Origin of the sequence: Sedimentibacter sp. (assembly GCF_033447055.1) — a bacterium.
Taxonomy (GTDB): domain Bacteria; phylum Bacillota; class Clostridia; order Tissierellales; family Sedimentibacteraceae; genus Sedimentibacter.
On the sequence record NZ_JAWQJF010000018.1, the window covers coordinates 1 to 11839 of the forward strand.

Sequence of the window (11839 nt, forward strand, 5' to 3'; positions counted from 1 at the left end):
AAATTATGAGATTCTTCGGGCTAAAGCTCTCAGAATGACACCATAATAATCATGAATGCTACATCCCTTTTACATGAATTGACTTCATAAGTTTATAATGAGTATGCCATTAACTATACTTGCTTTGCTTTGCATTTTTTTTCATTTTAGCTAAATATTCAGTAAGTTCAAATATATTACTAAAATTATGTGTGTTGTTGTTAGCTAAAACATATGTAATAGTTATGAGTGGAAATTTCTCTAATTCGCCTCGTCTGTTATTAGCCGTTATGTATCCATTGCTAATATCTGTTTTATTATAAAATTTTAAAACTTTATTTTCAAACTCTTTAACAACATCAATGAAGTAATTATCATTTACACACTTGTTTAAAATGACAATAAAATCATCTCCTCCTATATGACCGACAAATTGTTCTATAGGAAAATAATTTCTAAGAATATTTGCTAAGAGTTTTATTATTAAATCACCGTTTTCAAAACCATAACAGTCATTGTATGCCTTAAAATTGTCGATATCTATGTATGCAATGCTATATTCTTCTGTACATGCCAAACATTGAGCTAACATTTGCTCTATTATTAAATTACCGGGTAAACCAGACAAAGGGTTCTGATGTTTTGCTGTTGAAACTTCTATTTCAGTAGTTTTTTGCAATAAGTTTTTAATTGTTACAGTTCCAATGTATTTTTCGTTTTCTGTGACAACAATAAAATCATACAATTTATTGATAGGACGTGACATGGCTATTGAGGATACTTCACTAATTGGTGTTTTATAATCAACAGATAAGAAGTTTTTATCCATAATTTCTGAAATGGTTTTGTTTTGATACAATGTATAGCCATATCGTCCACTTAATTTCAGTGCTAATTTTTCCTGGGTAACAATTCCGATAGGCACTCCATCTGCAACTACGCATAAACCAAAATGATTACTATCTTGTTTGAAAATATCATATACATTAGACACTTTTTCATTTGGATGAACAACATCAGTAAACGTGCATAAATTTTTAATATAAATATTTGTTATAGTATTATTGTTTATACTGTTTTTCTTCTGATTAAGTTTTTTTATTACTGACAATATTTCATCTCGTATTTCTAACACTTCTTGGTTTGGCATTTGAATGAAATATCCTTGCCCATATTGAACACCTATGTTTATCAGCGTTTCTAATTCAGCATAAGTTTCAATTCCTTCAGCAATTAAATAAGTGTTTGAAACTTTAGAAAATTCGACCATTCCCTTTACAAGGGCAAATTTCAAACTGTCATTATTAACATCACGAATAAGTTTCATATCAAGCTTAATATAATGAGGGTTTACATCACTAATAAGATTTAGTCCTGAATATCCCGATCCGGCATCATCAATGGCAATTTTGAAATCTTGACTTTTATAGTGATCAACTGTTGAAGTAAAACCATCAATATCCGTAATTACATTTCTTTCAGTTATCTCAAAAATAACATTCTGTGGTGTGATATCGTAATGCTTTAAAAACCCTTTGGTAAAACCTTTTTTAAATGCTTCATCGTGCATTATATTAGGATTTACATTTAAAAAAAGTTTTTTACTATATGGAGGAATCATAAATTTATAAGCTGCTTCAAGTGCAGTTGTTCTGCAAAGGAGTTCTAATTCCCATAACCGGTTATGCTGTCCTGCAATTTCAAACAACATTTCTGTATTTTCAATTTCACTTTCGCATGTGATTCGGCTTAGAGCTTCATGACCTAATATACTGCCATCTCTAAGTGATATAATAGGTTGGAAAACTGTTTTAATTTGTTTGTTTTCTATGATATAAGACACCGCTTTTTTAAATTGTTCTGACATTTCAATCTCCAATTGACTTAAATTTTTTGTTTTAATATGTAAAAATTATTTGATTAATAGAATCAAATATATTCAAATTGAAATTTATTGAGTAAAACATGCAGTTCGCGTGCTTGTTCAGACAGGGCTTCACTAGTTGCTGCATCTTCCTCTGCAATAGCTAAGTTTTTTTGAACTACAGTTGAAATTTGTTCAATGCCTATTAGCACCTGTTCAACAGAAGAAGCTTGCTCTTCAGATGATTTTGCAATTTCATTGATTGTATTATTAATACTTTGAGAACTTGATACAACATTTGATAATGATTTAGCAGTTTGATCTAAAATCATGTTTCCCGATGATACGGATTTTACAGTGTCTTCGATGAGAAATGTAGTATTCTTTGCGGCTTCAGCGCTTCTGCTTGCTAAATTACGAACTTCATCTGCAACTACTGCAAAGCCCTTTCCTGCAGATCCTGCACGTGCTGCTTCTACGGCTGCATTTAAAGCTAGTATATTCGTTTGAAATGCGATATCTTCAATAGTTTTAATAATTTTACCAATTTTCTGCGATTTGTTGTTAATTTCTGTCATAGCAATAATCATTTCCTTCATAAGATTATTGCTAAAATTAATTTCATTGTCCATATCAATTATGCTGTTGGTTGCAACTAAAGTTATTTTTGCATTAGTTTGTATTATTTCGGATATTTCTTCAATGGTTGCAGATAATTCTTCAGTAGCACTTGCTTGTTCTGAAGCACCACGTGAAAGCTCTTGGGAACCTAAAGCAACTTTATCTGCGCCTATGTATACTTCATCTGAAGATACTTTTATTTGAGAAAGTGTTGTTGATAGCATATTAATTGAATCTGTAACTGAATGTTTAATATGCTCAAAATCACCTTTAAATTCCAGTTTAATTTTTGAGTTAAAATTACCTTTTGAAATTTCACTCATAATTTCATCAATTTCATTTATATATGATACTAGAGTGAATATTGAATTTTGAACACTGCTTGAAAGTTTACCTAACTCATTTCTTGATTTATAATTTATGGTGTAAGTCAAATTTCCATCTGCTAACGCATTAACTAATTTTTCTATTTCTTTAATTGGAGCTACTATACTTTTTGATATTAAGATGGTTATTAATACTGATATGGCTAAAACTATTATTGTCATTACTATTGTTATACTTATAGAAATTTGAGAATTTTCACGTGATGCATAAGCACTTTCGTTTACTCCTTGGTTAATATCATTTGTAATATCATCTAAAGCAGAATTGATTTTATTTACAATAGGGTCATATGAATTAAAAATTAACCTTTGTGCATCTGACTTGTACTTAGAACTCATAATTTCATTCCTGATATTTTCTTCATCACCTAATAACTTTAAGAGAAGGTTAACTTTGTCATTTTCGTTGAAAAGTAAGCTCTGTAATTCTATTAAATTCTTTTCTATATTACTATGTAAGCTATTGCTTAGTTCTTTATAATCATCTTTTTTTGCATTATTATCAGTAAGAATTGATGCATAAAGGTTTTTTTCAATATGTTTCATATCTTTTGATACTGATGTTGCAAGATATATTTCGGGTATTGTTATTTCATTTGTCGTGTAGAATAAATTTACAGTTTCATTGAAATATTTAAGACTTATTGTTATTGGTACTAGGAATAACACAATTACTATAATAAACGCAAATCCTAATTTTATTCCAACTTTCAAATCATTAAATTTATTGCTTATCATATTGTATGTTGATTTAATCATTCATGACCTCCATCGTAAAATCTATTGTCATTGCTATATTATTTAAGTTATGTAAATGGCAAATGATAATTTGTGTAAAAAATATGTAATTTTAGTAATAATAAAATAGGCATTATTGCCGGAAAAAGCAATAATGCCTTCATCAGTTCTATAAATGTTTCTTTGTACCTGGATTTTCCTCAAAAGAAATTAATGCGGCTTCAAAATGCTGTTGAATTGCTCAATATCCCAATTTCATATGAATTTCATAATGCACTTTTTGATGCATACTACACATCAGAAATTTTAAAAAAAATACATAATTTATCCATATTGCCGAAAATATACGATCCATCATACGTTAAGACAAGACCAAGGAAAAGAAAAAGAGTTATTGATATTGAGAGGTTACTGCAACAATTTGAAAAAATGTATGCAAGGGAAATAACTGAAGAAGAGAAGGAAATGATTATACTTGCTTATAAAATGGGGAAAACTAATCAGTTTATAAAATGAAAAAAATTATATAGATAACAAATCAGATTTAGCTATTATTATACTTTTTTGTTTTCTATATATTAAAATTAAAAAATTCACATGATTAAATATGTTAATTTTGCAAACAATATAATAAATCAAGGGAGGTTAAATATGGACAATAGTCAAAATACAGTAGATTTCTTGTCGGAAATTTATCGTGGTGCAAAAATGGGTGTTGAAACAATCAATAATCTTTTAACCAAAGTAAATGATAACAGCATATATGATGAACTCAAGTATCAGATGCAAAGTTACGAGGAAATTGCAAACGAAGCACATGAGGAAATTCTAAAAAGAAAAAGTGAACCCAAGGACATTTCAACGTTCAATAAAGTGAGTGCAAAAATGAGTGTGGGTATTAATACGATGATTAGTAACAACCCATCCCATGTTGCTGATATGCTTATCAAGGGTAATACAATGGGTGTTACCGGTATAACTAAAAGTTTGAATTCGCATACTTGTTCTGACAAGGAAGTTCAAGATTTTGCAGATCGTTTTATAAAACTGGAACAAACAAATATTGATAGATTGAAAAAATTTTTATAATTTTCCATAATAAAAGCAACAGCATATTGTTATTAAGAATTAAACATTAAATATTAAGAATACCTCTAAAAATGATTAGAGGTATTTCTTTTTAACATGGCGATATATGAATAACCATTAGTAAATGCTTAATATCATTAACAAATGGTTATTGTTTTGATTTTAAAAATAATGGTATATATAGATTATATAATCATAATTATTTGTAAAATAAAGAATATACTAAGCATAGGATGAAATTTTGCAATAATATTGAGCTTGAAGTTGAGGTGAATTTTATGAATAAACTATTTGTTTTTATGATGAAGTTTGTTATTGCAATTTGTATTTTCACAGTTATATTTGTTGCTTCTGCATATATAGGATATTTATATATTACACCAACCAGCTATATTAGTTTAAAAGGAACACCTTCAGTTGAATTTACTGTAAATGCTTTTGACAGGGTCATTGATATTGAAGCTGATTCTGAAATGGGAGAAATCATTAATGATCTTGAATTGAAAAACAGGAATATTTCGAATGCTGTACAAACAACTGTTAATGAACTTGTATCTGAAGGTTATATTTCTCAGAACAATAATTCAAGCTTAATTATATCCGTTTCAAACACTGATGTGAATAAAGCAAACAAAATGATGAAAAAGTTGCATGACGAGATAAAAATTAATTTAGATGGAACAGATGAAATTCAAATGGTAAAAGTAGAAACAATTATAATTAAATAGTAAAATAAAAAGATTCGGAATTTTAATATTTCCGAATTTTTAATTTTATTTCATTACATTTTGCGGTGTATCATTTAAAAATGCTTTGATATTGTCGAAAACTATGACAGCTCTTTTTATTAAAGCTTCTTTTGTTGCAAATGCTATGTGCGGTGTAGCTATTAAATTTTTTGCTTTTAGTAAAGGATGCTCTTCAGCTATAGGATGCTCTGTTTCAAATACATCAACTCCAGCTCCTGCAATTCTACCTTCATTTAAGGCGATTTAATAACACATTCATAAGTATATACAAGTTTTTTAATGATTCGTCAATATTTAAAAACTCTGAGCTTTTGGAATCAAGAGAAAAAATAAATAGATTATAATTATAACTAAACTTTTCAATAATTTGTTCGATAATCAAGATACCATGAAAAACATTAAAATTAAGAGGTGCTGAGATAATGAAAGACAAATTACTAAAAAGAATTTACAAAAGATTTAACGGGTTAAGCAACAAAATGTTGAGAGTAATCGGATATTTTGTTGCATTGGCAGTTATTATCACAGCAATATTCTCATTATTTTCAATGAATTCTTTAATTACTGAAATCACATATCAGCAGGCAGTTTCTTCTGCAGATATAATGAAGGAAGAACTCAATAAAATTGGTAAGACACTAGAAATTTCTGCAAAAACTTTATCGGTTGACAAAACTATTATTGAAGCTATTTTAACAGAAGATACCAAAATCATTTTAGAAGAATCCAAACATTTAGGTGAAGCTTTGGAAATTGAGAATATTACTGTAACTGATGCTGAGGGTATTGTATTAGCAAGTACAAATGATATTGAAAAAGAGGTAAACAACATTGCCGGTAAAAATGTAATACAAAAAGCATTAGAAGGAAATATATATTCAGATATTATTGGAAGTACAATTGAAGACTATGCAATAAATGCAGCAGCCCCAATTTATAACAGTACAGGAGAGATTATTGGTACTGCTTCTGTAGCTTACAATTTTAATAATACTGAATTTGTTGACAATTTAAAAGAGTTAACAGGTAATGAGTTTACTGTTTTTGCAGGTGACGTGCGCATTAACACTACTATAATTTCTGACGGACAAAGAGTTGTGGGAACTAATCTCAATCCAAAGACTGCCGATGTTGTCATTAATCAAAAGCAGGAATATATAGGGGAAGCAAGACTGTTTGGCAAAAATTACATAACTGCATATTATCCAATTTTATCTAGTGATGGTAGCACTGTAACAGGTATTTTATTTTCAGGAAGAGATAATACAGATGTAGAGCATAAATTATTGATTAATATTTTAATGATTGCCATAATAGCAATTTTTGTTATAATACTTAGTGTTTTAATAGGAGCAAAAGTTCTTAAAAAAGGACTGAAGATTCCGATTGAAAAAGTTGTTAATGCCGCTAAAGCAATAGAGATTGGTGATGTAAACAATGATATCATAAGCAGTATTAATGGAATAACAAGCAAAGATGAAATTGGTCTGCTTGCTCGTTCCATGGAAGGTGCTATTAATTCAGTTCAAATGATGTACTATGATATAGAGCTGTTCAATAAAGCATTGGCAGGACATGATTTAACTGTTACAGCGAATAATAGCAATCATAAGGGAATTTATAAAGATACTGTAGATGTTGTAGAAAGCCTGTTTTCTGAACTTGGGCAAGTATTGAAAGAAATCAAAATTATGGCAGATGGAATTGATGGCGGTTCTTCACATGTATCAGCAGCATCTCAGTCATTGGCTCAAGGCTCAACCGAACAGGCGAGTGCTACAGAAGAACTTACTTCAACAATTGTAGAAATCTCACAACAGATAAGCGAAAATGCTAATAATGCTGACAAAGCAAGCATACTTTCCATGGATACAAACCAGGAAGTTAAAGTCAGCAGCGATCAGATGAGCGAAATGATGAAGGCAATGGATAACATTAATACAATATCTAAAGAGATAAGCAAAATTATAAAAGCCATTGATGACATTGCATTTCAAACAAATATTCTTGCTTTAAATGCTGCGGTTGAAGCAGCAAGAGCCGGCTCACATGGCAAGGGTTTTGCCGTAGTGGCAGATGAAGTGCGAAACCTTGCAAATAAAAGTGCAGAAGCTGCTAAAAGTACAGCTGTTTTAATTGAAAATTCAATAAAAGCTGTAGAAAATGGCAGCAGGATTGCTAAGGCAACTGAACAAGCTCTATATAATGTTGCTGACAAGACAAACAAAGTGAATGAAATTGTTTATGAAATAGCAGAAGCTGCAAAAAAACAGGAAGAGTCTATCAATCAGATTAATACAGGAATTAATCAAATTTCAGATGTTGTTCAAGCAAACTCAGCTACTTCTGAGGAAACTGCAGCAGCAAGTGAAGAACTTTCAGCACAGGCACAATCATTGTATGAGATCGTCAGCATCTATAAAATGAAAAATTAAGCGATGTTATAACATGAGCAGAAAAAAATATCTTGAAATTATTTGGAATTGCAAGATATTTTTTACTTTCAATTTTTGATTTTAACAGATTAAATTTGTCAATAGTTTTTAAAATGGAAGCTATGCCATATTAAAAACAGTATTTTTTTATTTTAAAGTGGCAAGATAAATTATAAATAAAATTAGTTAAATATCAAGAGGTAATTATGCAGCTAAAACAAAGAAAAATAAATTTTAATTTGTCAGATGAAAATACAAAGGAAATTTTTCTATATGAGATAAACAATCATTTATTGATGGACGATAAACCATCAGAATATTTCAACAGCATCGTAGATTTTCCGATATTTAAAAAGTATCCTTTTTTCATGTTGTACAATTTAAATAATGCAGAACAGTCACCTGTTCATCATGCAGAGGGCAATGCGTGGAAGCACACAATGCTGGTAATTGACTATGCTGCTAAGGAAAAACGCAACAGTAAAAATGAAAAAATATTTATGTGGGCAGCTTTACTTCATGATATAGGAAAGCCTGATACTACTAAAATTCGTAATGGTAAAATCACGTCTTATGACCATGAAAAAGTAGGCGCAGTATTGGCTAAAGAATTTTTGAAGGAATTTACTCAAGATGAAATATTTATTGGAAAAGTCACATCATTAATCAGGTGGCACATGCAAATACTGCATGTTGTAAAAGGTAATCAATTTGCAGACATAGGTAGTATGAAAGATGAAACTGACATAAATGAAATAGCGCTTTTAGGCTATTGCGACAGATTGGGGAGAAAAAATAGTGATGTTGAAAAGGAAAAACAAAATATTGCAATGTTTTTGAAAAAGTGCAGAGATTTTAAAGGGAATGTATAAAAATCATACTTTTAAGAAAAAATAATGAAATGTAAAAAATATTTGATAATCAAACAAAAAATATTTGACATTCATTTAACTTAGTATTATAATTTCGTTAAATTGAATAAATCTTCAGGGCAGGGTGAAATTCCCGACCGGTGGTAAAGTCCACGAGCTGCGGCAATGCGGCTGATTTGGTGAAATTCCAAGACCGACAGTAAAGTCTGGATGGGAGAAGAAAAACGGATATATTTACGTATTCGTTAACTTGAACATATAGGTTCTGAAGTTTCCTTCAGAACCTTTTTGTATGCCCTAACCCCATTTTTCAGAGTGTGATTGAGACTGCGCATGCCCTAACCAATTTTTTATTAAAAAATTAGAATTTGGAAAATATAGTCTTGGAGGTGTTTATGGAAGAATTATATATGAAAAGAGCTTTGGATTTATCGTTGAAAGGTATTGGCAAAACAAGCCCTAATCCATTAGTTGGTGCCGTTATTGTAAAAAACGGAAAAATAATCGGTGAAGGATACCACGAATACTATGGAGGACCTCATGCTGAAGTTAATGCAATAAAAAATGCAACAGAGGATGTGGAAGGTGCAACAATTTATGTTACTTTGGAGCCATGCTCTCATTACGGAAAAACACCTCCTTGTGCTAAATTGTTGGTTGAGAAGAAATTATCCAAAGCTGTTATTTCCATGATTGATCCAAATCCAAAAGTTTCAGGAAGAGGAGTACAAATTCTTAGACAAAACGGTATTGAAGTGGTTATAGGAACACTTGAGGAAGAAGCTAAAAAAACAAACGAAATTTTTTTAAAGTATATTCAAGAAAAGAAACCATTTTGCATATTAAAAACTGCTATGACCTTGGATGGTAAAATTGCTACGAAGAATGGTGAGTCTCAGTGGATAACTAATGAAAAATCCAGATATCATGTGCATGAATTACGAAATAAAGTATCAGGAATAATGGTTGGAGTTAACACCATCATTGCAGACAATCCATCACTGACTACGAGACTTAAAGATGGGGGAACTGATGCTGTAAGGATTATAGTGGATTCAACTTTAAGAATACCATTAAGTTCAAAAGTTCTAAAAGTGAATTCTCCAAAAAAAACTATTATAGCAACAACACAAAAGGCTGACAAGGAAAAGCTAGAAAAATTAAATAGCTTTGAAAACGTTCAGGTTGTTATAACTCCAATGAAGGAGTCAATGGTTGATTTGAATTTTCTGTTTGACTGGCTGGGAAAAGAAGGCATTGACAGCATTCTGGTTGAAGGCGGTTCAACTTTGAATTTCTCAATTCTCAAGGAAAAACTAGTGGACAAGGTTATAACCTTTATAGCTCCTAAGATTTTAGGGGGAGTAGAATCTAAAACTCCTGTAGGTGGAGATGGTTTTGAAAAGCTTCAAGATTCTGTTTTATTAGAAGGTATAAAAATAAGAACTTTTGATGAAGATATAATGGTTGAAGCTTATGTGAGAAAGGATAGAATATGTTTACAGGATTAATTGAAGAAATTGGAACAATGGAGAAAGCAGTAAACGAGGGTAAATCTATGAAGCTCACGCTGCGTGCCAAGAAAGTCCTTGAAGATATAAAAATTGGAGACAGCATAAGCACTAACGGTGTATGTCTTACTGTCGCAAGTTTTTCTAATAACATTTTTACTGTTGATGTTATGCCGGAAACAATGAGAAAAACAAACCTTGGAAAATTAAAAAATGGCAGCTTGGTTAATCTTGAAAGAGCACTTCGAGCAAGTGACAGGCTGGGTGGACACATAGTATCCGGCCACATAGACGGAACAGGTATTATTAAAGAATACAAGGATGAAGACAATGCTACCTGGGTAACTGTTGAAACAAAGAATGAATTAATTAAATATATTATACCAAAGGGTTCCGTTGCCATTGACGGTACAAGTCTTACGGTTGTTGATACAACTGATAGCTGCTTCAGAGTTTCACTGATTCCTATTACAAAGGAAGAAACTATTTTGCTGAAGAAAAAAGTTGGAGATGAAGTTAATTTAGAATGTGATATTGTGGGTAAATATATTGAAAGATTTTTAACTTTTAAAGATGATAATAAGGATGCAAATAAAATAGATATGAAATTTTTAATGGATAATGGATTCCTATAGGAGGATAAAATGTTTAATACAATTGAAGAAGCAATTCAAGAATTGAAAAAAGGAAATATGGTTATTGTTGTTGATGATGAAGACAGGGAAAATGAAGGTGATTTGCTCATGGCGGCAGAAATGGTAAAACCAGAGCATATTAATTTTATGGCAAAGTACGGAAGAGGTCTCATATGTGTTCCTATGTTAAAAGAAAGATTGGATGAGCTGAATATTAAAAGCATGGTTAACGACAACACTGATCCTAAAGAAACAGCATTTACAGTATCAGTGGACTCTGCAAGGTCAACAACCGGAATTTCAGCTCATGAAAGGGCACAAACAATTAAGCACATGCTGGAAAAAGATGCAAAACCCAGTGACTTTAATAGACCCGGTCACATTTTTCCTCTTGTTGCAAAAGACGGAGGAGTTTTGGTTAGAACAGGCCATACGGAAGCATCTGTTGATTTAGCGAGATTAGCAGGATTATATCCTGCAGGGGTAATTTGCGAAATAATGAATGAAGACGGCACTATGGCCAGGGTACCTGATTTAATGGATTATGCTGAAAGATTTGATTTAAAGCTTATTACGATAAAGGACCTGGTTGAATACAGACACAAAAAAGAAGTTCTAGTTGAAAAAGTAGCTGAAGCAAATTTGCCTACAAAATACGGTGATTTTAAAATGATAGGATTTATTAATAAAATAAACGGTGAGCACCATGTGGCACTGGTTAAAGGTGATGTGAATACTGAAGAGCCTGTGCTTGTAAGGGTACATTCTGAATGCTTGACCGGGGATGCTTTCGGTTCTTTAAGATGTGACTGCGGTGACCAGATGCAGGAAGCTTTAAGGCGTATCGAAAAGGAAGGAAGAGGAGTTTTATTATACATGAGACAGGAAGGAAGAGGAATAGGGCTTATAAATAAAATAAAAGCATATGCACTGCAAGACTAAGGAATGGAAACAGAGGAA

9 protein-coding genes, 2 pseudogenes and 1 riboswitch are annotated in these 11839 nt (G+C 31.2%); of the genes and pseudogenes, 8 read left to right on the plus strand and 3 right to left on the minus strand.

Annotation, left to right across the window (positions count from 1 at the left end; all coding sequences use genetic code 11):
• Nucleotides 1-109: 109 nt before the first annotated feature.
• Nucleotides 110-1846 carry a GGDEF domain-containing protein gene (locus SA378_RS01285; protein ID WP_318524186.1) on the minus strand — a complete coding sequence of 579 codons (1737 nt, stop codon included), beginning with the start codon at nt 1844-1846 and terminating at the stop codon, nt 110-112.
• Nucleotides 1847-1908: 62 nt separating this feature from the next.
• A complete protein-coding gene (locus tag SA378_RS01290; RefSeq protein ID WP_318524187.1) occupies nt 1909-3609 on the minus strand; it encodes a methyl-accepting chemotaxis protein in 1701 nt (566 codons plus the stop codon).
• A 192-nt stretch (nt 3610-3801) separates the two neighbouring features.
• On the opposite strand from SA378_RS01290, the gene SA378_RS01295 reads away from it, so the two are divergent.
• The 3 genes from SA378_RS01295 to SA378_RS01305 all read left to right on the plus strand — a co-directional run bounded on the left by SA378_RS01295 (nt 3802) and on the right by SA378_RS01305 (nt 5405).
• Entirely contained in the window at nt 3802-4104 is a 303-nt protein-coding gene (locus SA378_RS01295; protein WP_318524188.1) for a hypothetical protein, read from the plus strand.
• Nucleotides 4105-4239: 135 nt separating this feature from the next.
• Nucleotides 4240-4677, plus strand: coding sequence for a DUF2383 domain-containing protein (locus SA378_RS01300; RefSeq protein ID WP_318524189.1), 438 nt, complete (start codon nt 4240-4242; stop codon nt 4675-4677).
• Nucleotides 4678-4955: 278 nt separating this feature from the next.
• On the plus strand, nt 4956-5405 hold the full coding sequence (locus tag SA378_RS01305; RefSeq protein ID WP_318524190.1) for a hypothetical protein: 450 nt from the start codon (nt 4956-4958) through the stop codon (nt 5403-5405).
• Between the two features lie 45 nt (nt 5406-5450).
• On the opposite strand, the pseudogene SA378_RS01310 reads toward SA378_RS01305, so the two are convergent.
• Nucleotides 5451-5666 (minus strand): annotated as a pseudogene (locus SA378_RS01310) (NAD(P)-dependent oxidoreductase); the annotation flags it as partial.
• Between the two features lie 182 nt (nt 5667-5848).
• Here SA378_RS01310 and SA378_RS01315 point away from each other — a divergent pair.
• From SA378_RS01315 to ribB, 5 genes and pseudogenes are all read left to right on the plus strand, one after another.
• Nucleotides 5849-7861, plus strand: coding sequence for a methyl-accepting chemotaxis protein (locus SA378_RS01315; protein ID WP_318524191.1), 2013 nt, complete (start codon nt 5849-5851; stop codon nt 7859-7861).
• A 206-nt stretch (nt 7862-8067) separates the two neighbouring features.
• Nucleotides 8068-8733 carry an HDIG domain-containing metalloprotein gene (locus tag SA378_RS01320; protein ID WP_318524192.1) on the plus strand — a complete coding sequence of 222 codons (666 nt, stop codon included), beginning with the start codon at nt 8068-8070 and terminating at the stop codon, nt 8731-8733.
• 106 nt (nt 8734-8839) lie between these two features.
• Nucleotides 8840-8959: riboswitch (FMN riboswitch) on the plus strand.
• A gap of 169 nt (nt 8960-9128) precedes the next feature.
• Complete coding sequence (ribD, locus tag SA378_RS01325) at nt 9129-10244, plus strand: bifunctional diaminohydroxyphosphoribosylaminopyrimidine deaminase/5-amino-6-(5-phosphoribosylamino)uracil reductase RibD (RefSeq protein WP_318524193.1); 1116 nt, start codon at nt 9129-9131, stop codon at nt 10242-10244.
• The gene (locus SA378_RS01330; RefSeq protein ID WP_318524194.1) at nt 10229-10879 is read left to right on the plus strand and encodes a riboflavin synthase; all 651 of its coding nucleotides are present in this window, start codon (nt 10229-10231) and stop codon (nt 10877-10879) included. The genes ribD and SA378_RS01330 overlap by 16 nt, the downstream gene beginning before the upstream one ends.
• A gap of 9 nt (nt 10880-10888) precedes the next feature.
• Nucleotides 10889-11818 (plus strand): annotated as a pseudogene (ribB, locus tag SA378_RS01335) (3,4-dihydroxy-2-butanone-4-phosphate synthase); the annotation flags it as partial.
• Nucleotides 11819-11839: the final 21 nt, after the last annotated feature.

Bases quoted from the DNA above. Each gene is read 5' to 3' on its own strand.
- SA378_RS01285 (WP_318524186.1), bottom strand. From the start codon at position 1,846: ATGTCAGAACAATTTAAAAAAGCGGTGTCTTATATCATAGAAAACAAA.
- SA378_RS01290 (WP_318524187.1), bottom strand. From the start codon at position 3,609: ATGATTAAATCAACATACAATATGATAAGCAATAAATTTAATGATTTG.
- SA378_RS01295 (WP_318524188.1), top strand. From the start codon at position 3,802: ATGCGGCTTCAAAATGCTGTTGAATTGCTCAATATCCCAATTTCATAT.
- SA378_RS01300 (WP_318524189.1), top strand. From the start codon at position 4,240: ATGGACAATAGTCAAAATACAGTAGATTTCTTGTCGGAAATTTATCGT.
- SA378_RS01305 (WP_318524190.1), top strand. From the start codon at position 4,956: ATGAATAAACTATTTGTTTTTATGATGAAGTTTGTTATTGCAATTTGT.
- SA378_RS01315 (WP_318524191.1), top strand. From the start codon at position 5,849: ATGAAAGACAAATTACTAAAAAGAATTTACAAAAGATTTAACGGGTTA.
- SA378_RS01320 (WP_318524192.1), top strand. From the start codon at position 8,068: ATGCAGCTAAAACAAAGAAAAATAAATTTTAATTTGTCAGATGAAAAT.
- ribD (WP_318524193.1), top strand. From the start codon at position 9,129: ATGGAAGAATTATATATGAAAAGAGCTTTGGATTTATCGTTGAAAGGT.
- SA378_RS01330 (WP_318524194.1), top strand. From the start codon at position 10,229: ATGTTTACAGGATTAATTGAAGAAATTGGAACAATGGAGAAAGCAGTA.